The following is a 21069-nucleotide window of genomic DNA, read 5'->3' as shown; positions in this document are numbered from 1 at the left end:
CCTCGGGCCACCGGCTGCACTGCCGGGGGTGGGGGCGAGCTCTTCAAGTGGCGCACAACTTCACGCCGCCCACCACCTGAAGGTAAAAGCAACGTTGCAGAGACTATGCCTTCAAGTTTCGAAGTCAATAGTTGGTCTGCTGTGAATTTTTAGGCACCGTGAGGACGCTCATGTTCAAGTCTTGAAGGCGCGGCGGGTGACAGCGCACCGCGCCTAGCGCAGCCGCTGGCTGATCACCTTCGAGACGCCGTCACCCTGCATGGACACGCCGTACAGCGCGTCCGCGACCTCCATCGTGCGCTTCTGGTGGGTGATCACGATGAGCTGTGAAGCCTCCTGGAGCTCCTGCATGATCCGGATCAGCCGCTGGAGGTTCGTGTCGTCGAGAGCGGCCTCGACCTCGTCCATCACGTAGAACGGGCTGGGCCGCGCCTTGAAGATCGAGACGAGCAGCGCCACGGCCGTGAGCGAGCGCTCACCGCCCGAGAGCAGCGAGAGCCGCTTGACCTTCTTGCCCGGCGGCCGGGCCTCGACGTCCACGCCCGTCGCGAGCATGTTGTCGGGGTCGGTCAGGACGAGCCGCCCCTCGCCGCCGGGGAACAACCGCGAGAAGACGCCCTCGAACTCGCGGGCCGTGTCCCGGTAGGCCTCGGTGAAGACCTGCTCGACGCGTTCGTCGACTTCCTTCACCACTTGGAGGAGGTCGGACCTGGTCTTCTTCAGGTCTTCGAGTTGCTCGCTGAGGAACTTGTGGCGTTCCTCCAGCGCCGCGAACTCCTCAAGGGCCAGCGGGTTCACTTTCCCGAGCTGCTGATACGCCCGTTCGGCTGACCTCAGCCGCTTCTCCTGCTCCCCGCGGACGAACGGCACCGGCTTGTTGCGCGGATGCTCCGGGTCCTGCGGCAGCTCCTCGCCCTCGGCGGGGGGCGAGGGCGGCACGGGCTGATCGGGGCCGTAGTCGGCCACGAGCCCCGCCGGTTCCACACCGAGTTCCTCCAGTGCCTTGGCCTCCAGCTGCTCGATCCGCAGCCGCTTCTCAGCACCTAGTACCTCGCCGCGGTGGACTGAATCCGTCAGCTTGTCGAGTTCTTCCTTCAGGCCGCGTCCCCGGGCACGCTCGGCCGCCAGCTCCCGCTCCCGCACCTCCTTGGCGCGCTCGGCCGCGGTGCGCTCCTCATCGGCGCGTACGAGGGAGACCTCGACGTGGGCGAGCAGCTGCCGCCCACCGGAGGCGACGGCCTCCGCGACGGCGGCCTCGTGGCGCAGCCGTGCCTTGCGCCGTTCGGCACGCGCGCGTGCCTCGCGTTCGGCGCGCGCGGCCCGGTCGAGCGAGTCGGCGCGGCCCGCGAGGGCCTTCACGCGCTCCTCGTGCGTACGTGCCTGGAGCCGCGCCTCCATCTCGGTCTGGCGGGCGTTGGCCCCGTCGGCGGCGAGGCGGTCACGCACGGAGGTGTCGGGCTCCTCCTCCGCCGGGGTCTCCTCGGCCACGGCCAACCGCTCCGCCAGCTCCTCGGCCTCCTCGACCGCCCGCTCCAGCGCCTCCTGTGCCTTGGCCGCCGCGGCCGCCGACCGCTCGGCCTCGCCCGACGCGCCCCGCGCCTGCCCGGCGAGCCGCCCCAACTGCTGTGCCACGGAGGACTTCTCCCGATCGGCGGCCCTGCGCCGCTCCCCCAACTCCTCGACGAGTGCGGCGCATTCCTTGCGCCGCTCCGCCGCCCCGTGCTGTCGGCCCGCCAACTCCTCACAGCGCGAGGCCAGTTCGGAGAGCTCCGCCGCGGCCTCGTCCACGGAAGCCTGCACCTCCAGCAGGCTGGGCGCCCCGGCCGACCCGCCCAGCGCGAAGTGCGCCCCGAGCAGGTCGCCCTCCGCGGTGACGGCGGTCAGCTCCGGGTGGGCGTAGACGAAGTCCTCGGCGTCCTCCAGCGTTCCGACGGCGACGAACCCGCGCAGCAGCCGCCGCACCGCGGGCATCAGCTCATCGGGCCCCCGCACGAGATCGGCGACGTACGGCGGCCCACCGGAACGCGCCGGCCGTACGTCCTCGGGGGCGCCGCCCAGCACAAGCGCCGCGCGCCCCGCGTCCTGCTTGCGCAGCAGCCGGATGGCCTCGGCGGCCGTACTCGGACCGCTGACCGCGATGGCGTCGGCCCCGGCACCGAGCGCGGCGGCGACCGGCACCTCGTACCCGGGAGCGACGGTGAGCAGTTCGGCGGCCGGGCCGAGGAGCCCCGTCAGCTGGTCCCTGGCGGCGAGCAGGGCGCCGGTGCCGTCCTTGCGCCGCAGGCCGAGCGCGAGCGCCTCGTGCCGGGCGGCGACCGCGGCCCGCTTGCGTTCGGCGGCGGTCGCCTCCTCCCGCGCCGCGGTGAGCGCGGTCTCGGCCTCGGCGAGGTCCCGCTTGGCCGCGTCGTGCCGCTCGCCCAGCTCCGCGTCGTCCGCGTCGAGCCCGTCGACCTCGGCCTTGAGCTGCTCGTACTCCTCCTGTGCGGCGACCGCGCGCTCGGCGGCCTCGTCCCGCGCGAGGGCCAGCCGGCCGATCTCGGCCTGGGCGGAGGCGGCGCGCGAACGGGCCGCGTTGACCTGCCCGCCGAGACGCGCGAGCCCTTCGCGGCGGTCGGCGATGGCCCGGGCCACGTCCTTCAGCCGCCGCTCCTCGACCGTCAACTGCCGCTCAAGCTCCGCCCGGTGGGCCACCGTGTCCTCCAGAGCGCGCTCGGCGGCTTCGAGGGCGGCTTCGAGCTCGGCCTCCTGCTCCCGGATCCGCGCGGCCTCGCGCTCCATGTCCTCGGGGTCGCGCCCACGCCGCTCCTCGGGCGGCGCGGCGGTGGCGCTCTTGACCCGGGCGTCGGCCAGCGAGACGGTGCCGCGCACCCGCTCGGCGAGTTGGGAGAGTTCGTACCAGGTCTGCTGGGCGCGCTGGAGCCGCGGGGTGAGGCGGCGGACCTCTTCTTCGAGCCGGGCCTCGCGCTGGAGGGCGGCCTTCAGCTCGGCCTCGGCGCGCTCCTTGCGTTCCTTGAGGGCGGCCTCGTCGGCGACCTCCGCGTTCAGCGCCTCGCGCAGCCGGACGAGGTCGTCGGCGAGCAGGCGCAGGCGGGCGTCGCGCAGGTCGGCCTGGATGACGGCGGCCCGGCGGGCCACGGCGGCCTGCCGGCCGAGCGGCTTGAGCTGGCGCCGCAGTTCGTCGGTGAGGTCCTGGACGCGCGCGAGATTGGCCCGCATGGCGTCGAGCTTGCGCAGCGCCTTCTCTTTGCGCTTGCGGTGCTTGAGGACGCCCGCGGCCTCCTCGATGAAGGCGCGGCGCCCCATCGGGTCGGCGTGCAGCACCCCGTCGAGCTGGCCCTGTCCGACGATGACGTGCATCTCGCGGCCGATGCCGGAGTCGGAGAGGAGTTCCTGGATGTCGAGGAGGCGGCAGGTGTCGCCGTTGATCTGGTACTCGCTGCCGCCGTTGCGGAACATGATCCGCGTGATGGTGACCTCGGCGTACTCGATGGGCAGGGCGCCGTCGGAGTTGTCGATGGTGAGGGAGACCTCGGCGCGGCCGAGCGGGGGCCGCCCGGTGGTGCCGGCGAAGATGACGTCCTCCATCTTGCCGCCGCGCAGCGACTTGGCGCCCTGCTCTCCCATGACCCAGCTGAGGGCGTCCACGACATTGGACTTGCCGGAGCCGTTCGGTCCGACGACGCAGGTGATGCCGGGTTCGAACTTCAGCGTCGTGGCCGACGCGAAGGACTTGAATCCGCGCAGGGTCAGGGCCTTGAGATGCACGCCGTCGGACTCTACCTTTCACTGGCCGTTTCACCGATGAAGGTGCAGGGCACATCAGACGGTAAAGAAAGCAGCGTACGCCGGGACGAACCGGGCCAAGAAAGAAGGGACGCCGAGGCGGCGTCCCTTGCAGATCTGGAGACAGCGGCTGACAGGACAGCCTGACCACGTGCCTAGTGCGAGGCGCCTCCACGGGAGGAAGGCCCTGGTGCGTACATCATCAAATGGTGGTCAGGTGAGCGCAGGCTCCGCCTGGGGTACGTCGATGCTCTCCATGAGCGATTCGTGAGAAGCGGCAGCCGCGAGCGCGTCGTTCTCCGCCTGGATCCGAACGAGCTCGGATTCCAGGTCCTGGACGCGCTGCTGGAGCCGTCGCATCTCGGCGAGGAGTCGCGGGTCGCTGCCGCCGACGTAACCGAGAAGCGCCTTTGCCATGATGGATGGTCCTCCACAATGAGTGACCGACCGAAGCGGTGCGGTGTGGGTCGTGAGGGAATCGCACCCGCGGTGTCTGGCACTCTTTGTTCTGCTGGTCTTGCTGGCCGTTCTCACATGCCAAACAGCTAAGGTGCGCGGGGCTTCCAGAGTCTCACCAAAAAGTTTGACGGTCAACACGATCACGCCCCGTATTGGCGGGCGACCCGGGGGCGCGCGGCCTCGGAACGGGCGGCGCGGCAACTCCTTCGGGGCCCTGGGGGCGTGGAGATCATCCTTACCTGCGGAGCCTGCCACGACAAGCCCTTCTTGGCAACCACCAGGTATTTCCCGCCCCGGGCAGTTGCCTGGAGCACCCGGACGGGCCGCCCGGAAACCCGTCCGGTGACGTACGTCCGGGTCACGGTCAGCGGATGGCGAACGTCTCGTATATGCCGCGTGGTGTGTCCCAGATCTCGGTGACACCGTCGACGCGGCCGGGTGTGTCGCCCTCACGCAGCCAGTCGAGCAGTTCCTGGCAGCCGGCCCGGGGGCCTTCGGCGACGACTTGCACGCGGCCGTCCTCCAGATTGAGAGCAAAACCACTCAGGCCGCCGATCTCCAGCGCCTTGGCGCGCGTGAACCAGCGGAAACCCACGGCTTGCACGCGTCCGCGCACCCAGGCGGTGAGTCGTACATCTTCGTTCATGGGTGCACGCTAACCGGCCAATTGCCCTGGGGGCACTTCGCCCCCATACGCCATCGCGTACAGTCGCGTTTCGCTAAACCTCACCCGTATGGGTGAGTCGCATTGATCATAAAGAGTTGATCGCAAAGATCACAAAGCTCGTAGCGATCCAAAAGATCGAAAAGAACGGAAAGGGCCAGGAGATGGGACGCCACCGACGCTCCGGCGCTGAGCAGGCAGCCGCCACCCCTGCGCGGCACCCGGCCGGGACCGGCCGGGCGGCGGTGTCGCACCGCCGCAAGGGCCGCGCCTTCACTCCGGTGCGCACGGGCCTGCTCGGTGTCTCCGCGGCCGTCGCGATGGGCGCCGTCGCGGTCGCCTCGGGGGTGCTGCCCGGCGGTGACGGCTTCCGGCTGGACGGTGGCGGCGAGCCGGGTGAGGTGCGCTCCGCGAGCGCCCCCGTCGAGGTGGACGCCCAAGGCGGTTCGGGCGGCGAAACCGACCGCGGTGAACCGTCCCCGAGCCGGGGCACCGGCCGTTCCGAGTCCCCGAAGCCCACTCCGTCCAAGACCGAGGCGGCTCCGAAGTCCTCCAGGACGCCGTCGAAGACGCCGTCCGAGAAGCCGTCGTCATCGGCGCCGAAGCCCGACGCCCCCGTGCCGTCGACGCCGAGTCCCTCACGTACGCCCGTGGAGAAGCCGAAGGTCCCTCCGGCGAGTGCGCAGAGTCCGTCCGACGAGAGCGCGGCGGAGGCCGCGGTGCTCACGCTGGTCAACCAGGAGCGGGCCAAGGCCGGTTGCCGTCCGGTGACCGCCGACAGCAGGCTCGCCGCGCTGGCCGGCCGGTTCAGCGCGGACATGGCGGAGCGCGACTTCTTCGGCCACACCGATCCGGACGGCGCGACGCCGTGGGACCGCGCCGAGAAGGCGGGCATCCCGGACCTGGGCGGCGAGAACATCGCGCGCGGCCAGGCCGACGCCCGGGCGGTCATGGAGTCCTGGATGAACAGCCCCGGCCACCGCGCCAACATCCTCAACTGCGACTACAAGACCATGGGCGTCGGCGCGCACTTCGCCCCCGGCGGCCCCTGGTGGACGCAGGACTTCGGCTTCTGACCCACACCCGAAGCGCTAACTGCCGGTAAGCGCAATCCGCTGGTGTGCGCTGTGCGGAGTATGGTGTCTGCATGGATTCCACGGACATGGCGTACGACGTGTTCTCGCGGCACTGCCCCTCGCGCGGCACGCTGGAGCACGTCACGGGCCGCTGGGGGGCGCTCACCCTCGGCGCGCTCCACGACGGCACGTTCCGCTTCAACGAACTGCGCCGCCGCGTCGACGGCGTGAGCGAGAAGATGCTCTCCCAGACCCTGCACGCGCTGGAACGCGACGGCCTGGTGCGGCGTGACGCGCAGCCGACGAATCCGCCGCGCGTGGACTATCAACTCACCCCGCTGGGACGGGAGATCGCCGAGCGGCTGCTGACCCTGATCCGCTTCGTGGAGAGCCGCCAGGACGACGTGCTCAGGGCGCGGGAGCGTTACGACGCGACGCGCGGCGGCCGCTGACAGCTCGGGCAGAAATAGCTGGACCGGTTCATCCACGGACGGCGGCGGATCGCCGTGCCACAGCGGCGGCAGGGCTCGCCCTCGCGGCCGTAGGCGTCCAACGACCGGTCGAAGTAGCCTGATTCGCCGTTCACGTTGACGTAGAGACTGTCGAAGCTGGTGCCTCCAACGGCGAGGGCCGCGTTCATCACGTCCCGCACGTGGCCGAGGAGTTCGGCCGTGCGGGGGCGGGTGAAGGTGGCGGTGGGCCGCTCGTAGTGCAGCCGCGCGCGCCACAGCGCCTCGTCCGCGTAGATGTTGCCGACGCCGCTGATCAGCGACTGATCGAGCAGCGCCCGCTTGATCGTCGTACGGCGCCGGCGCAGCGCGAGATGGAAGGCCGCGTCGTCGAAGGCGTCGTCCAGCGGGTCGCGCGCGATGTGCGCGATGACGTCCGGAAGCCCGTCCGGGGTGTTGTCGTGCAGCGAGAGCCCGCCGAAGGTCCGCTGGTCCACGAAGCGCAGCTCGGTGCTCTGGACGTCGTCGAAGCGCACACGGATCCGCAGATGCTTCTCGTCCGGGGCGTCGTGCGGCTGCACCAGGAGCTGGCCGCTCATGCCGAGGTGGGCGAGGACGGACTGCCCGGAGTCGGCGAGCGGCAGCCACAGATACTTGCCCCGCCGCCGCGCGAGCCCGATCCGGTGCCCCTTCAGCCGGGCCCCGAAGTCCTCGCCGCCCGCGAGATGCCGCCGCACGGCACGGGGATGCAGCACCTGCACGTCCCCGACGACCCGCCCGCTGACCCACCGCTCAAGACCGCGCCGGACGACTTCGACTTCGGGCAGCTCGGGCATTTCTCCTCCGAGGAGACGTCGGGGGCGGCAGGTGACTGGAGCGCGGGGACAAATGCCGCGCGGGGGAGGAAATGGCGGTGCCGGTCACCCCCCCGGAAGGGGTGACCGGCACCAAAGGACAGACGGCCGTCAGGCCGAGGGGGCGTCGGCGATCCCCTCGGACTGCGCGGCAGCGACAGCGGCCTCCGCCGCCTTCAACCGCTCGTCCGCGGCCGCGCGGATCGCGCGCCACGCGGACTCAGCGGCCTGCTGCTCCGCTTCCTTCTTGCTGCGGCCGGTGCCGGTGCCGTACGAGACGCCTCCGACGCGGGCGGCAGCAGTAAAGGTCTTCTCGTGGTCGGGGCCGCTCTCCGTGACGAGGTACTCGGGTACGCCGAGGCCCTCCGTCGCGGTGAGCTCCTGGAGACTGGTCTTCCAGTCCAGGCCCGCGCCCAGGTTCGAGGACTTTTCGATCAGCGGGTCGAAGAGCCGGTGCACCAGCTCGCCCGCCGCGTCCAGACCCTGGTCCAGATAGACCGCGCCGATCACCGCTTCCAGGGTGTCGGCGAGGATGGATGCCTTGTCCCGGCCTCCCGTGCCCTCTTCGCCCCGGCCGAGCCGGATGAAGGAGCCGAGTTCGAGGCCGCGGCTGACCTCCGCCAGCGCACGCGAATTGACCACCGCGGCCCGCAACTTGGCCAGTTGGCCTTCGGGCAGGTCGGGGTGGGTGCGGTACAGCGTGTCCGTGACGACGAGGCCGAGCACGGAGTCACCGAGGAACTCCAGACGCTCGTTCGTCGGCAGGCCGCCGTTCTCGTACGCGTACGAACGGTGGGTCAGCGCACGCACCAGAAGGGCGGACTCGAGCTTGTACCCGAGCCGCCCTTCCAGAAGCGTGTGGGACGAGGCCGTTGTCTCCGCCAATTTCTTGGCGTCTTCCGCCTTCTTGGGGCTAGACACGGTGCCTCTCACCAGCCGCTCAGACCTCGAGGACCTGGCGCTTGTTGTAGGTGCCGCAGCTCGGGCACGCGATGTGCTGCTGCTTGGGCTCCTGGCAACGCTCACACGAAACCAGGGTGGGGACCGCAGCCTTCCACTGCGACCGGCGGTGGCGCGTGTTGCTGCGCGACATCTTCCGCTTCGGAACAGCCACGGCTACTTCTCCTGCTTCTCGTCGACGCCCGCTTCCGCTTCGGCGCCGCTCATCTCGTCCTTCTCGCCGTCCTGGATGGTGCCAGCGAGTCCCTGCAGTGCCGCCCAACGGATGTCGACGGCGTCATGGTGGTGGTCCGGGTCGTCCGCGAGCCGTACCCCGCACTGGGAGCACAGGCCCGGACAGTCGTCCTGGCACACCGGCTGCATCGGCAGTGCGAGCACCACCGCATCACGCAGCACAGGCTCGAGGTCGAACAAGCCGTCCTCGAGAAAGAGCCTGTCCTCATCGTCCTCGGCGTCGTCGGCCGGTTCCGCTGCGCGGCCCCGGTCGTCGGCGTCAGGGTACGAGAACATCTCCTGGAAGTCCGCTGCGAGCTCCAGCTCGAGCGGCTCCAGACACCTTACGCACTCCCCCTCGGCCGATGCACGGGCGGTGCCTGTGACAAGCACCCCTTCCATGACCGACTCCAGGCGGATCTCCAGCTGGACGGGGGCGCCCTGCGGCACCCCGATGACCCCTTCGATCCCGAGGGCCGGCGAGCCGGGCGCCTCGATCTCGCGGGTCAGCCGCTGCATGGCACCAGGACGCCGACCCAGCTCGTGTGTGTCGAACACGAGGGGGTTTCGGTGATCAAGGCGCGTGCTCAGAGCTTTTCCTGCTTTCGAATCCTGGAAGTCCAAAGGAAGGGCCGCCGCACCGATGCGGCACATGTGCCACGTGGGCGGGCAGCCGGAGTCGCGGACGTATGCGCGACCGAAGAGCCAGGATACTTGACCTTTCGCTCTCGGCCCAATCCGGCCCGGTGCCCCTGCCGACGCCCCTACTGCCGCCCCTGCTCGTACTGGCGCAGCTGCTCGGCACTGATCATGGTCGTGTCGAAGAGGCTGGTCTCCTCCAGAGCCGGGGGCGCCTCGTACGGGGGCTGCTGGGGCTGTTCGTATCCTTGCCGGCCCTGCTGCGCGTATCCGTACTGATGCTGCTGGTCCTGGTGCTGGTGCTGGGCCTGATACGCGTAGGGGTCCTGCTGGCCGTACGGCTGCTGGTACGCGTACTGGTCCTGCTGCTGGTACCCGTACGGGTCGGGCTGCTGCTGGGGCGGCTGTGACGCGTAGGGCTGCTGGGCCGGGATCGGCGGGGCCTGGGGCGGCTGCTGCGGGGCGGGAGGCTGCTGCTGGGCCGGGGCGGCGAGGTCCGCGAGGTACTCGGCGTCGGTGGTGTGCCCCTGCGTGGTGACACCCTCGCCGAGGCTGCCGAGCTCATCGGCGGGGGCCCGGCCGTGCAGGGTCTGACGGCCGCGACCGACCGCCTCCAGGGTCTTGGCGAGGACCGCCTCGAAGGCGCCGAGCTTGGCGTCGACGTACGCGTCGGCGTTGCGGCGCAGGGTCTCCGGGTCGTGGCTGCGCTCGGGGGCGTCCTCGTCCTCGTACCCGTTCTCGTCGAGGCCGGGTCCGGTGCCGAGGAGCTTCTCGCGGCCGCGGCCGACCGAGCCGAGGGTCTTGGTGAGGACGACCTCGAAGTTGGCGAGCTTGCCGTCCACGTAGTCGTCGGCCTCGGCGCGGACTTCCTCGGCGGCCTGGCGGGCCTCGGCGAGGATGCGGTCGGCCTCACCCTGCGAGCGGCGGGCGACCTCCGTGTCGGAGATCAGGGAGCCGCGCTCGGCGTGCGCGCTCTCGATGATCCGCTCCGCCTCCTGGCGGGCCTGCTCGACCAGCTGCTCGCGGCCGCCGATCAGCTCCTGGGCCTGGGCGAGGGAGCCGGGCAGCGCCTGGCGCACCTCTTCGAGCATCGAGAGCAGATCGGCGCGGTTGACCACGCACGAAGCCGACATGGGCATGGACCGGGCGCTGCCGACCGCCTGGACGATCTCGTCGATCTTCTTCTGCACGTCCACCGTGTGCTCGCCACTCTCTACAGCTGGTTGGGAGACGGACGGGACGACTGTAAGGCCAGTGGACGCCCACCCGACACCGGATGACGGGCTGTCACCGGGTCGGCCGAGGGGTCACTTCTTGCCCAGGCGTTCGACCAGGGCCTCGTGGACCACCGGCGGCAGCAGGTGCGCCACGTCGCCGCCCCAGGCGGCGACCTCCTTGACCAGCGAGGAGGAGAGGAAACTGTAGGTGGGGTTGGTGGGCACGAACAGGGTCTCGACACCCGAGAGGCCGTTGTTCATCTGGGCCATCTGGAGTTCGTAGTCGAAGTCGCTGACCGCGCGCAGGCCCTTCACGATGGCGGGGATGTCGCGCTGCTTGCAGAAGTCGACGAGGAGGCCGTGGAAGGACTCGACCTCGACGTTGCCGAAGTCGGCGGTGACCTGGCGGATCAGCTCTATCCGCTCCTCGATCTCGAACAGGCCCTTCTTCGACTGATTGATCATCACCGCGACGTGCACCACGTCGTACAGCTTGGAGGCGCGGGCGATGATGTCGAGGTGTCCATTGGTGATGGGGTCGAACGACCCCGGACAGACGGCGCGGCGCAACGTGAGTCCCTCGCTCTCCGGTCCGGTCATGGCGCGATCACTGAGTCGTCGCACGTAGAGGCGGCGCGACCGTACCAAAACGTCCCTTCGCCGTAGCGACGGGACCTGAGGGGCTCAAAACCCTCCGGCCAACCGAATTCTCCGCCTCTTGTACTGCGTTCAACGGTGACGAGCGCTTCGTCCGTGAGCCAGCCCTCCGAGCGGAGTGTGAGCAGTATCTCCCGAAGATCGTCATCGGTGACTGCGTAGGGCGGATCGAGGAAGACCAGGTCATACGGGGTGGAGGGCGCCCCTTGCTGGACGATCTGGGCGGCTTTGCCCGCTCTCACCTCGGCGCCGGGCAGACCGACCGCCCGCACGTTCTCCCTGATGGTGCGGGCCGCTCTGGCGTCGGCCTCGACGAGCAGGGTGTGCGCCGCGCCCCGGGAGAGGGCCTCCAGGCCGACGGCGCCGGAGCCCGCGTACAGGTCGAGCACACGCGCCCCGTCGAGCGTGCCCTGGAGGGCCTGCCAGGTGGAGAAGAGGCCCTCGCGCGCGCGGTCGGACGTGGGGCGGGTGCCGTTGCCCGGCGGGACGGCGAGACGGCGTCCGCCGGCCGTACCGGCGATCACGCGGGTCATCTGATTCCTTCTGGCCGATGGGTGAGCTGCCTCCACGATATGGCGTGCACGGGCTTCACCCCTTGTCGAGGTACTGCTCGCGTTCGGCGTCGAGCAGGGCGTCGAGGGCGGTGCGCAGCTCCGGCAGGCGCTCCAGGTCCGGGTCCGCGGCGACGACCTGGACCGCCTCCTCGCGGGCGGCGGCGATGATCTCCTCGTCGTCGATGACCGCGAGCATGCGCAAGGAGGAGCGGACGCCGGACTGGGCCTGGCCGAGCACGTCGCCCTCGCGGCGCTGCTCCAGGTCGATGCGGGAGAGCTCGAAGCCGTCGAGGGTGGCGGCGACGGCGCCGAGGCGGGCACGGGCGGGGCTGGCCTCGGGCATGTCGGTGACCAGGAGGCAGAGGCCAGGAGCGGAGCCGCGGCCGACGCGGCCGCGGAGCTGGTGCAGCTGGGAGACGCCGAAGCGGTCCGCGTCCATGATCACCATGGCGGTGGCGTTCGGGACGTTGACCCCGACCTCGATGACCGTCGTCGCGACCAGGATCTGTGTCTCGCCCGCGGCGAAGCGGCGCATCACGGCGTCCTTGTCGTCGGGCTGCATGCGCCCGTGCAGGACTTCCACCTTCAGGCCGCTCAGGGGACCGCGCGCGAGCTGCTCGGCGACCTCCAGGACGGCGAGCGGCGGCCGCTTCTCGGCGGTGGCCGCCTCCTCGGCCTTCTCCTCGGCGGACTTCTTCTTGGCGCCCTTCTTCGGGGCGGCCGGTTCGTCGATGTCGTCGCCGATGCGGGGGCACACCACGTACGCCTGATGCCCCTTCTCCACCTCTTCGCGCACGCGCTCCCACGCGCGGGCGAGGAAGTGCGGCTTGTCCTGGGCGGGCACGACATGGCTGGCGATCGGCGAGCGGCCGGCGGGGAGCTGGTCCAGGACGGAGGTCTCCAAGTCGCCGAAGACCGTCATCGCGACCGTGCGGGGAATGGGCGTGGCCGTCATGACCAGCAGGTGCGGGGGCTGCTTGCCCTTGCCGCGCAGGGCGTCGCGCTGCTCCACGCCGAAGCGGTGCTGTTCGTCCACGACGACCAGGCCGAGGTCGTGGAACTGCACCTTGTCCTCGATCAGGGCGTGGGTGCCGATGACGATGCCGGCCTCGCCGGTGACCAGGTCGAGCAGGGCCTGGCGGCGGCCGGCGGTCCCCATGGACCCGGTGAGCAGCGTGACCTTGGTGGCCTGCTCGGCGCCGCCCAGCATGCCGCCCTCGGCCAGCTCGCCCATCATCTCGACGATGGAGCGGTGGTGCTGCTGCGCGAGGACTTCGGTGGGCGCGAGCATCGCGGCCTGCCCGCCCGCGTCCACGACGGCGAGCATGGCGCGCAGGGCCACCATTGTCTTCCCGGAACCGACCTCCCCCTGGAGGAGCCGGTGCATCGGGTGTTCGGTGGCGAGGTCGTCGAAGATCTCCTTGGAGACCTTCTCCTGGCCCTCGGTGAGGGTGAAGGGCAGTTTGGCGTCGAAGGCGTCGAGGAGGCCGCCCTGCTTGGGCCTGCGGGCCACGGCGGGCAGTTGCGCGTCCGCGTACCGCCGCCTGGCGAGGGCTACCTGGAGGACGAAGGCCTCGTCCCACTTCAGGCGGTCGCGGGCGGCGGCGATGTCCGCCTTGGAGTGCGGCCGGTGGATCTTCAGGAGCGCTTCGGGGAGCGGGATGAGGGCGCGGCCGTCGCGCAGGGAGGGCGGCAACGGGTCGACGGCCTCCTGGGCGCTGGGCAGGACCATGTCGACCGACTTGGCGATCTTCCAGGACTCCAGCTTGGCGGTGGCCGGGTAGATGGGCAGGAGGGCACCGGCCCAGTTGCCGACGGCCTCGCCGACCTGGTCGCCGTCGGCACGCAGCAGCTCGTACGCGGGATGGGCCAGCTGCATCTTGCGGTTGAAGACCGAGACCTTGCCCGCGAACATCGCGCGGGTGCCCGGGAGCAGGTCCTTGTGGGGCTTGTGGATGCCACGGCCGAAGAAGACGAGCTGGACCTGGCCGCTGCCGTCGGTGATGGTGACTTCGAGGCGCTGGCCGCGGCCGCCGTTGAACTTCAGGATGCGTGCGCTCTCCACCCGGGCGACCACCGTGGCGTGCTCGTCCAGCGGGAGGTCGGCGAGGCGGGTGAGCTCGCCCCGCTCGGCATACCGCCGCGGGTAGTGGTGCAGGAGGTCGCCGACCGTGTGCAGGTCGAGGTGGTCGGCCATCACCTTCGCGGTGGCGGGTCCGACCACTTTCTTCAGGGGTTCATCGAGCGCGGGCACGAGATCCATTGCACACCACGCCACTGACAATCCGTCGCAGGTCCCGCGGAACTGCTGGTTGGCCGGGGCCTACTCGACGCCGATCAGCATCAGCGCGGACTGGCGGCCGCCGCGGTAGACGACCGTGTCGACGGCCAGGTACGTGTCGCGCACGTGCTTCTCCAGCCGCTCGGCGACCGCGTCGGGCACGGATTCGCCGAGCACGAGCGTGACCATCTCGCCGCCCGCCGACAGCATGCGGTCCAGGACCGAGGCGGCGGTGGGGGCGACCTCCGAACCGATCACCGCGACGTCGCCGTCGATCAGGCCGAGGACGTCGCCCGCCTGGCAGATGCCCGCCATGGTCCAGGACTGCCGCTCGGCGACGGCCAGTTCGCCGTAGCGGGTCGCGCCGGCCGCCGACGTCATGGCGACGACGTCCTCGTCGAAGCGGCGGTCCGGCGCGTGCACGGCGAGGGCGGCGATGCCCTGGACCGCGGAGCGGGTGGGGATCAGGGCGACGCGCACGCCTTCGGTCCTGGCCTGTTCCGCCGCGGCGGCCGCGGTGTGGCGCAGCTCGGCGTCGTTGGGCAGCAGTACCACTTCGCGCGCGTGGGCCCGCCGGATGGCGTCGACGAGCTCGCCGCTCGCGGGAGGCTCCCCCACGCGCGTGGGCACGGTGGTCGCCCCGGCCTCGGCGTAGAGCCCGGCGAGGCCCTCGCCGGGCACGACGGCGACGATGGCCCGCTGCGTACGCTCCCGGGGCGGCTGCGCGGTGGTGTGCGCGTCGCCCACGCCGAAGTGGGTGATGCGGATGCGGTGCGGGCGGCCGGCCTCCACGCCCGCCTCGACGGCCGCGCCCGCGTCGTCGACATGGACGTGGACGTTCCAGAGCCCGTCGCCGCCGACCACGACGAGGGAGTCGCCGAGCCGGTCAAGCCGGGCGCGCAGCCGTGCGACCGCGCGGTCGTCGGCTTCCAGGAGGTAGATCACCTCGAACGCCGGTCCGCCGCCGTCGGTCGGCAGCTCCTCGCACTCGGCGGCCTCCACGCGCGCGTGGCCGCCGTCTGCGGCCTTGTGCGACAGCGTCTCGCCGGACAGGGCCCGCACCAGAGCGCCCAGCACGGCGACGAGACCGCGCCCGCCCGCGTCCACGACTCCCGCGCGCCCCAGCACGGCGAGCTGCCCCGGCGTCGCGTCCAGGGCCACGCAGGCGCCGTCGTACGCCGCCCTGGCCACCGTCCCGCAGTCGGTGCTGCCTGCGGCGCCCGCCGCCTTCGCCGCCGCGGTCGCCACCGTCAGGACGGTGCCTTCCACCGGGTGCGCGACCGCCTCGTACGCGGACTCGGCTGCCCGGCGCAGGGCGAGCTCCAGGACGTGCCCGTCGGCGTGATCGGCGTGAGCGGTCTGATCGGTGTGAGCGGTCTGATCGGCGTGAGCGGTGTGATCCGTGTCATGGGTCTCCGCGCGCTCGTCGCCTTCCGGGCCGCCGAGGATCTGGGCCATGCCCCTGAACAGCTGGGAAAGGATCGTGCCCGAGTTTCCGCGGGCCCCGATGAGGGCGCCGTGCGCCATCGCGCGCACGGTCTCCGCCAGTGAGGGCAGGGCCGGGTCGTGGCCCGTGAAGGCCGCGTCGACCGCCTGGGACGCCGACTCCACCGTCAGATACAGGTTCGTGCCGGTGTCCCCGTCCGCGACCGGGTAGACGTTGATGGAGTCGATCTCCTCGCGGGCCCTGCCGAGGGCGTCCAGAGCCAGTCGGCACCAGGCGCGCACCGCGACCGCGTCGAGGTTCTGCGGCACCTGTTCGCCTCCTTGACCATCCGGAATGGACGCAGCGTAGACCGAGGGTGAACACGGGGCCCGGGGCGGGGGCCGGGCGAGCCGTGGTAGTTTCGTTGTACCGAAGCAGTCGTTGTATGCTGCTCCGGTTGCCCGATACTCATCGGGACATTCCTCCTGGCAACGCCACTTCGATCATTGCACTGATCTCGGCATGCCGGGATTAACCGTAAGTGCATCTGAAGTCTTTGGAGTGACCCGTGGCTGCCAACTGCGACGTCTGCGGCAAGGGGCCGGGCTTCGGCAACAACATCTCGCACTCGCACCGCCGTACGCCCCGTCGCTGGAACCCGAACATCCAGCGTGTGCGTGCCGTGGTGAGCGGGACGCCGAAGCGCCTCAACGCCTGCACCTCGTGCATCAAGGCCGGCAAGGTCTCGCGCTGACGTCAGCGCGGCACCTAGCTGGTTGCTGAAACTGCCGGTCCCCTTCGGGGGGCCGGCTTTTTCGTATGCCCCGCGCACAGGCGTGTGAGGGCCGCGTGAAGCAGCCCTCGTACGCCTACGCCTCCCGGAACCGCCAGCCGTGATCCACCGGCCCGATCCCGCCGCCGAGCGCGAACCCCGCGGCGATCGCACCCGTCACGTACTCCTTGGCCGCCGCCACGGCCGTCGGGACGTCCTGCCCCTTGGCGAGCTGCGCCGCGATGGCGCTGGCAAGGGTGCAGCCGGTGCCGTGCGTGTGACGGTTGTCGTGGCGCGGGGCACGCAGCACATGCTCCTCGGAGCCGTCGGTGAGCAGGTCCACCGCGTCACCCCGCAGATGACCGCCCTTGATGAGCACCCACTGCGGTCCGTACGCGAGGACGGCGGCGGCCGCGCGGCGCATGCCGTCCTCCGACGTGACCTCGACGCCGGTGAGCTGGGCCACCTCGTCGAGGTTGGGCGTGGCGAGGGTGGCGGCCGGCAGCAGCTTCGTGCGGACCGAGTCCAGGGCGGACGCGGCGAGCAGAGAGTCGCCGTGCTTGGAGACGCCGACCGGGTCGACGACGGCGGGCGCGTCCGTGCCCGCGAGCAACTCCGCGACCGTCTCGACGAGTTCGGCCGAGGCGAGCATGCCGGTCTTCACGGCCTGTACGCCGATGTCGTCGACGACACTGCGGTACTGGGCCCGCACGGCGTCCGCCGGTAGCTCCCAAAAGCCCTGCACACCCAGGGAGTTCTGCGCGGTGACGGCCGTGACGACGCTCATGCCGTGCGCGCCGAGGGCGAGCATCGTCTTCAGGTCGGCCTGGATGCCCGCGCCGCCTCCGGAATCGGAGCCGGCGACGGTGAGCACCCGCGGCGGCGCGCTCACTCCGCGTCTCCGTTGTCCCCGAAGTGGTCCCAGCCCTTGCCGGTCCAGGGCGCGCCGTCCACGGTCACCTGGGGCAGCGCCGAGGGGTTGAGGACCTCGCCGATGACCTTCCAGCGGGCAGGCAGCTTCACGTCCGGCGGGAACGTCGCCACGATCGCGTGGTCCTCGCCGCCGTTGAGCACCCACTGGAGCGGGTCGACGCCGACGGCCTGGCCGATGTCGTTCATCTGCGTGGGCACGTCGACGTCTCCGGAGCGGATGTCGATGCGTACCTTGCTGGACTCGGCGATGTGGCCGAGGTCCGCGATGAGGCCGTCGCTCACGTCCGTCATGGAGGTCGCGCCGAGCCCGGCGGCCGCGGGACCCGCGTGGTAGGGCGGCTCGGGCCTGCGGTGGGCCTCCACGAAGGCGCGCGGCGAGCGGAAGCCCCGGGAGAGCACCGCGTGCCCGGCGGCGGACCAGCCGAGCCAGCCGGTGACGGCGACGACATCGCCGGTCTTGGCGCCCGCGCGCGTGACCGGCTCGTGGTTGCGCAGGTCGCCCAGGGCGGTGATCGCGACGGTGATGGTGTCGCCGCGGACGACGTCGCCGCCCACCACGGCGGCACCCGCGACCTGGCACTCGTCGCGCAGGCCGTCCATCAGCTCGGTGGGCCAGCTGGCGGGCAGTTCGGCGGGGACCACCAGGCCGAGCAGGAGCGCGGTCGGCACGGCGCCCATGGCCGCGATGTCGGCGAGGTTCTGGGCGGCGGCCTTGCGGCCCACGTCGTAGGCGGTGGACCAGTCGCGGCGGAAGTGCCGCCCTTCCAGGAGGATGTCGGTGCTCGCCACGACCCTGCGGTCCGGAGCGGACACGACCGCGGCGTCGTCGCCAGGGCCGAGCCGTACGGCCGGAGTGGAGGTGAGCCGCGAGGTGAGCTCTCTGATGAGCCCGAACTCCCCCAACTCGCCCACGGTTCCCTTCACCGAGTCTCACCATGCCCTTTCACGCTGCTCGGCTTGCGGTCGCGAGCCGTCTTCGTCATCGGTACGGTCGACGTGACCGTCCACTTCTGCTGTCCGTGCGCCGCGATGTGCGCGCCACAGCCCACCCGGGTCTCCCCGCGGCGCGCGGCGACGCGGTACCGTGGCGTCCCTTCTCCCCACATGATCCTCGTGGCCGCCCTGGAGGTTCCGTGGTACAGGCGTACATCCTGATCCAAACAGAGGTCGGCAAGGCCTCGACCGTCGCCGAGCTGATCGGCAAGATCCCCGGCGTGATCCAGGCCGAGGACGTGACCGGTCCCTACGATGTCATCGTGCGCGCCCAGGCGGACACGGTGGACGAGCTCGGCCGCATGGTGGTCGCCAAGGTCCAGCAAGTGGACGGCATCACCCGAACCCTGACCTGCCCGGTCGTGCACTTGTAGCCCCCGTCTACCCTGGCCCGGTGAACATCCATCGTCTCCGGCGCCGCTGCCTCATCGGTACGTCCGCGCTCGCCCTGTCGATCACGACAGCGGCCTGCTCAGCTACGGACGACCAGGCGTCGGTGGTGGTTCCGTCCCCGGAGGCGAAGGCCGCGGGGCTCTGCCGGGACCTGCACGCACAGCTCCCTCGGAAGGTCGACGGGCTGGAGCGCAGCGACCCCGGGCCGAAGTCCGAGTTGACCGCCGGGTGGGGAGACCCGGCGATCATACTGCGCTGCGGTGTGGAGCGGCCCCCCGAGATGATCGATCCCGAGTACGCGGGGAAGAACGGCGTGCGGGTGAACGGCGTCGCCTGGCTGCTCCAGAAGCGCGACGACGGGTCGTACGTCTTCACCACGGGGGCGCGTCTCGCCTACGTCGAGGTGACGCTGCCCAAGGAGCGGACGGGGGACGGCCTCAGCCCGCTCACGGACTTCGCCGCCCCCATCAAGAAGACCATCCCCAAGGGGATCGCCTGACACCCTCGGACCCGGGCGGCTAGCGCAGGTCCGTCGAGCGGTTCAGCGCCGCCTGAATGAGGCGGTCGACCAGCTCCGCGTAGCTGACGCCGCTCTTCTCCCACATCTGCGGGTACATCGAGATGGGCGTGAAGCCGGGCATCGTGTTGATCTCGTTGATCACGAACCGGCCGTCCTCGGTGAGGAAGAAGTCCGCGCGCACCAGGCCCTCGCAGGACGCCGCCTCGAACGCCTCGACCGCGAGCCGCTGGATCTCCTCGGTCTGCTCGGGCGTCAGCGGCGCGGGCACGATGCCGGGCGTCGAGTCGATGTACTTCGCCTCGAAGTCGTAGTAGTCGTGGCTCTGCACCGGCGGGATCTCGGCCGGGACGCTGGCCCGCGGGCCGTCCTCGAACTCCAGGACGCCGCACTCGATCTCACGGCCGCGCAGGAGCGCCTCGACGAGGATCTTGGGGTCGTGGCGCTGGGCCTCGGCGATCGCCTCGTCGAGGCCTTCGAAGGAGTCGACCTTCGTGATGCCGATCGAGGAGCCCGCGCGCGCGGGCTTGATGAACAGCGGCCAGCCGTGCTCACCCGCGAACTCCGCGATGCGCTGCCGGGCGCCCGCCTCGTCCTGGCGCCACTCGCGCGGGCGGATCACCAGGTAGGGGCCGACGTCCAGCCCGAAGGACGTGAAGATGCGCTTCATGTAGTCCTTGTCCTGGCCGACGGCCGAGGCGAGGACTCCGGAGCCGACGTAGGGCACTCCGGAGAGTTCGAGCAGCCCCTGGATGGTGCCGTCCTCTCCGTAGGGGCCGTGCAGCATCGGGAAGACGACGTCGACGTCGCCGAGCACCTTGGGCACGGAGCCGGGCTCGCTGTAGACGACCTCGCGGTTGCCCGGGTCGAGAGGCAGGAGCACCCCACCGTCCACGGACTCCGCGATCTCGGCGACGTTCGGCATCCTGCGGTCGGTGATGGCCATCCGCTCCGGCTCGTCCGCCGTCAGCGCCCAACGGCCGTCGGTGGTGATGCCGATGGGCAGGACGTCGTACCTGGTGCGGTCGATGGCGCTCAGGATCGCGCCGGCCGTGACGACGGAGATGCCGTGCTCCGAGCTGCGGCCGCCGAACACGACGGCCACGCGCGGCTTGCGGAGCTGCTGCCCGGCGCTCGACTCGGGGGTCGCTTCAGGGCTCAGGGGGAGGTTCTCGCTGCTCATATCGCGTTGAGCGTACCTGCTGACCGAAAAACAGTCAGCGACGCTCGGGCTTGGCGCTGCGCGACATCAGTTCCTTGAGGGCCACCACCGGGGGCGTGCCGTCGTGGACGATGCCGACGACCGTCTCCGTGATGGGCATGTCGACGCCGTGCCGGCGGGCCAGATCCAGCACGGACTCACAGGACTTGACGCCCTCGGCGGTCTGCTTGGTGACCGCGATCGTCTCCTCCAGGGTCATGCCCTTGCCGAGGTTGGTGCCGAAGGTGTGGTTGCGCGAGAGCGGCGATGAGCAGGTCGCCACCAGGTCACCGAGGCCCGCGAGTCCGGAGAACGTCAGCGGGTCGGCGCCCATGGCGAGCCCGAGGCGGGTGGTCTCCGCGAGGCCGCGCGTGATGAGCGAGCCCTTGGCGTTGTCGCCGAGGCCCATGCCGTCCGCGATGCCGACGGCGAGGCCGATGACGTTCTTGACGGCGCCGCCGAGTTCGCAGCCGACGACGTCGGTGTTGGTGTACGGGCGGAAGTACGGCGTGTGGCAGGCCCTCTGGAGGCGCTGGGCGACCGCTTCGTCCTCGCAGGCGACCACGGCGGCGGCGGGCTGCCGCGCGGCGATCTCCCGCGCGAGGTTGGGCCCGGTGACGACGGCGACGCGCTCGGAGGGGACCTTCGTGACGTCGCCGATGACCTCGCTCATGCGCATGGCCGAGCCCAGCTCGACGCCCTTCATGAGGGAGACGAGGACGGTCTCGGGGGCCAGCAGCGGCGCCCACGCGGCGAGGTTGCCGCGCAGCGTCTGGGAGGGCACGGCGAGGACCGTGAAGTCGGCGTCCGCGGCGGCCTCGGCCGGGTCGGTGGTCGCCCGGAGGTTCTCGGGGAGTTCGACGCCGGGGAGGTAGTCCGGGTTGGTCCGCGTGGAGTTGACCGCGTCGGCGAGTTCGGCGCGACGGCCCCACAGGGTGACGTCGCACCCCGCGTCGGCGAGCACCATGCCGAAGGCCGTACCCCAGGAGCCCGTTCCGAAGACGGCGGCCTTGACCGGGCGCACCGGG

The 21069-nt window shown here is 71.0% G+C and carries 21 protein-coding genes; 5 read left to right on the top strand and 16 right to left on the bottom strand.

The features are described from left to right. Positions 1 to 213: 213 nt before the first annotated feature. The 3 genes from smc to ACF062_RS32275 all read right to left on the bottom strand — a co-directional run bounded on the left by smc (position 214) and on the right by ACF062_RS32275 (position 4888). Entirely contained in the window at positions 214 to 3765 is a 3552-nt protein-coding gene (gene smc, locus ACF062_RS32285) for a chromosome segregation protein SMC (RefSeq protein WP_392143156.1), read from the bottom strand. Between the two features lie 231 nt (positions 3766 to 3996). Beyond that, a complete protein-coding gene (locus tag ACF062_RS32280; protein WP_223777016.1) occupies positions 3997 to 4200 on the bottom strand; it encodes a hypothetical protein in 204 nt (67 codons plus the stop codon). A gap of 406 nt (positions 4201 to 4606) precedes the next feature. Then, entirely contained in the window at positions 4607 to 4888 is a 282-nt protein-coding gene (locus ACF062_RS32275; RefSeq protein ID WP_392143155.1) for an acylphosphatase, read from the bottom strand. Between the two features lie 182 nt (positions 4889 to 5070). Between ACF062_RS32275 and ACF062_RS32270 the strand changes: the two genes are divergently transcribed. After that, positions 5071 to 5982 carry a CAP domain-containing protein gene (locus tag ACF062_RS32270; protein ID WP_392143154.1) on the top strand — a complete coding sequence of 304 codons (912 nt, stop codon included), beginning with the start codon at positions 5071 to 5073 and terminating at the stop codon, positions 5980 to 5982. Between the two features lie 71 nt (positions 5983 to 6053). Further along, positions 6054 to 6434, top strand: coding sequence for a helix-turn-helix domain-containing protein (locus ACF062_RS32265; RefSeq protein ID WP_223777013.1), 381 nt, complete (start codon positions 6054 to 6056; stop codon positions 6432 to 6434). On the opposite strand, the gene mutM is transcribed toward ACF062_RS32265, so the two are convergent. From mutM to ACF062_RS32220, 9 genes are all read right to left on the bottom strand, one after another. Continuing rightward, positions 6407 to 7267 carry a bifunctional DNA-formamidopyrimidine glycosylase/DNA-(apurinic or apyrimidinic site) lyase gene (gene mutM, locus ACF062_RS32260; RefSeq protein WP_392143153.1) on the bottom strand — a complete coding sequence of 287 codons (861 nt, stop codon included), beginning with the start codon at positions 7265 to 7267 and terminating at the stop codon, positions 6407 to 6409. The genes ACF062_RS32265 and mutM overlap by 28 nt on opposite strands. A 129-nt stretch (positions 7268 to 7396) precedes the next feature. Next, positions 7397 to 8218, bottom strand: coding sequence for a ribonuclease III (rnc, locus tag ACF062_RS32255; protein ID WP_392143152.1), 822 nt, complete (start codon positions 8216 to 8218; stop codon positions 7397 to 7399). Between the two features lie 7 nt (positions 8219 to 8225). Beyond that, complete coding sequence (rpmF, locus tag ACF062_RS32250; protein ID WP_026165248.1) at positions 8226 to 8399, bottom strand: 50S ribosomal protein L32; 174 nt, start codon at positions 8397 to 8399, stop codon at positions 8226 to 8228. Between the two features lie 2 nt (positions 8400 to 8401). Beyond that, positions 8402 to 9112 (bottom strand): YceD family protein, encoded by a 711-nt coding sequence (locus tag ACF062_RS32245; protein WP_392143151.1) that lies wholly within the window; start codon positions 9110 to 9112, stop codon positions 8402 to 8404. 110 nt (positions 9113 to 9222) lie between these two features. Continuing rightward, complete coding sequence (locus ACF062_RS32240) at positions 9223 to 10293, bottom strand: cell division initiation protein (RefSeq protein WP_392143150.1); 1071 nt, start codon at positions 10291 to 10293, stop codon at positions 9223 to 9225. A 111-nt stretch (positions 10294 to 10404) separates the two neighbouring features. Continuing rightward, positions 10405 to 10884, bottom strand: coding sequence for a pantetheine-phosphate adenylyltransferase (gene coaD, locus ACF062_RS32235; RefSeq protein WP_223779214.1), 480 nt, complete (start codon positions 10882 to 10884; stop codon positions 10405 to 10407). Between the two features lie 26 nt (positions 10885 to 10910). After that, the gene (gene rsmD / locus ACF062_RS32230; protein ID WP_392143149.1) at positions 10911 to 11540 is read right to left on the bottom strand and encodes a 16S rRNA (guanine(966)-N(2))-methyltransferase RsmD; all 630 of its coding nucleotides are present in this window, start codon (positions 11538 to 11540) and stop codon (positions 10911 to 10913) included. Between the two features lie 19 nt (positions 11541 to 11559). Next, entirely contained in the window at positions 11560 to 13788 is a 2229-nt protein-coding gene (gene recG, locus ACF062_RS32225) for an ATP-dependent DNA helicase RecG (RefSeq protein WP_392143148.1), read from the bottom strand. A 60-nt stretch (positions 13789 to 13848) separates the two neighbouring features. Then, positions 13849 to 15561 carry a DAK2 domain-containing protein gene (locus ACF062_RS32220; RefSeq protein WP_392143147.1) on the bottom strand — a complete coding sequence of 571 codons (1713 nt, stop codon included), beginning with the start codon at positions 15559 to 15561 and terminating at the stop codon, positions 13849 to 13851. A 239-nt stretch (positions 15562 to 15800) separates the two neighbouring features. On the opposite strand from ACF062_RS32220, the gene rpmB reads away from it, so the two are divergent. Then, positions 15801 to 15986, top strand: coding sequence for a 50S ribosomal protein L28 (gene rpmB, locus ACF062_RS32215; protein ID WP_016642993.1), 186 nt, complete (start codon positions 15801 to 15803; stop codon positions 15984 to 15986). A 115-nt stretch (positions 15987 to 16101) separates the two neighbouring features. On the opposite strand, the gene thiD is transcribed toward rpmB, so the two are convergent. Next, on the bottom strand, positions 16102 to 16896 hold the full coding sequence (gene thiD, locus ACF062_RS32210) for a bifunctional hydroxymethylpyrimidine kinase/phosphomethylpyrimidine kinase (RefSeq protein ID WP_392143146.1): 795 nt from the start codon (positions 16894 to 16896) through the stop codon (positions 16102 to 16104). Next, complete coding sequence (locus tag ACF062_RS32205; protein ID WP_392143145.1) at positions 16893 to 17861, bottom strand: thiamine-phosphate kinase; 969 nt, start codon at positions 17859 to 17861, stop codon at positions 16893 to 16895. The genes thiD and ACF062_RS32205 overlap by 4 nt, the downstream gene beginning before the upstream one ends. A 209-nt stretch (positions 17862 to 18070) precedes the next feature. Here ACF062_RS32205 and ACF062_RS32200 point away from each other — a divergent pair, with 209 nt between their 5' ends. Then, entirely contained in the window at positions 18071 to 18304 is a 234-nt protein-coding gene (locus ACF062_RS32200) for an Lrp/AsnC family transcriptional regulator (RefSeq protein WP_016642988.1), read from the top strand. Positions 18305 to 18324: 20 nt separating this feature from the next. Beyond that, on the top strand, positions 18325 to 18822 hold the full coding sequence (locus ACF062_RS32195) for a DUF3515 domain-containing protein (RefSeq protein WP_392143144.1): 498 nt from the start codon (positions 18325 to 18327) through the stop codon (positions 18820 to 18822). Positions 18823 to 18841: 19 nt separating this feature from the next. Here ACF062_RS32195 and ACF062_RS32190 read toward each other — a convergent pair whose 3' ends face one another. Continuing rightward, positions 18842 to 20023, bottom strand: a complete 1182-nt coding sequence (locus tag ACF062_RS32190) for a D-alanine--D-alanine ligase family protein (protein WP_392143143.1) — start codon at positions 20021 to 20023, stop codon at positions 18842 to 18844. Between the two features lie 34 nt (positions 20024 to 20057). Continuing rightward, positions 20058 to 21065 (bottom strand): NAD(P)H-dependent glycerol-3-phosphate dehydrogenase, encoded by a 1008-nt coding sequence (locus tag ACF062_RS32185; RefSeq protein WP_392143255.1) that lies wholly within the window; start codon positions 21063 to 21065, stop codon positions 20058 to 20060. Positions 21066 to 21069 lie beyond the last annotated feature (4 nt).

It is taken from the genome of Streptomyces sp. NPDC015345 (assembly GCF_043078805.1).
In the GTDB taxonomy this organism is placed as follows: domain Bacteria; phylum Actinomycetota; class Actinomycetes; order Streptomycetales; family Streptomycetaceae; genus Streptomyces.
The sequence above is the reverse complement of the archived record's forward strand: the minus strand, read 5'-3'. Positions and strand labels throughout refer to the sequence as shown.

Coding starts and splice junctions, on each gene's coding strand:
- ACF062_RS32275 (WP_392143155.1), bottom strand. CDS start 4,888: ATGAACGAAGATGTACGACTCACCGCCTGGGTGCGCGGACGCGTGCAA.
- ACF062_RS32265 (WP_223777013.1), top strand. CDS start 6,054: ATGGATTCCACGGACATGGCGTACGACGTGTTCTCGCGGCACTGCCCC.
- recG (WP_392143148.1), bottom strand. CDS start 13,788: ATGGATCTCGTGCCCGCGCTCGATGAACCCCTGAAGAAAGTGGTCGGA.
- ACF062_RS32190 (WP_392143143.1), bottom strand. CDS start 20,023: ATGAGCAGCGAGAACCTCCCCCTGAGCCCTGAAGCGACCCCCGAGTCG.
- ACF062_RS32245 (WP_392143151.1), bottom strand. CDS start 9,112: ATGTGCCGCATCGGTGCGGCGGCCCTTCCTTTGGACTTCCAGGATTCG.
- mutM (WP_392143153.1), bottom strand. CDS start 7,267: ATGCCCGAGCTGCCCGAAGTCGAAGTCGTCCGGCGCGGTCTTGAGCGG.
- ACF062_RS32280 (WP_223777016.1), bottom strand. CDS start 4,200: ATGGCAAAGGCGCTTCTCGGTTACGTCGGCGGCAGCGACCCGCGACTC.
- ACF062_RS32270 (WP_392143154.1), top strand. CDS start 5,071: ATGGGACGCCACCGACGCTCCGGCGCTGAGCAGGCAGCCGCCACCCCT.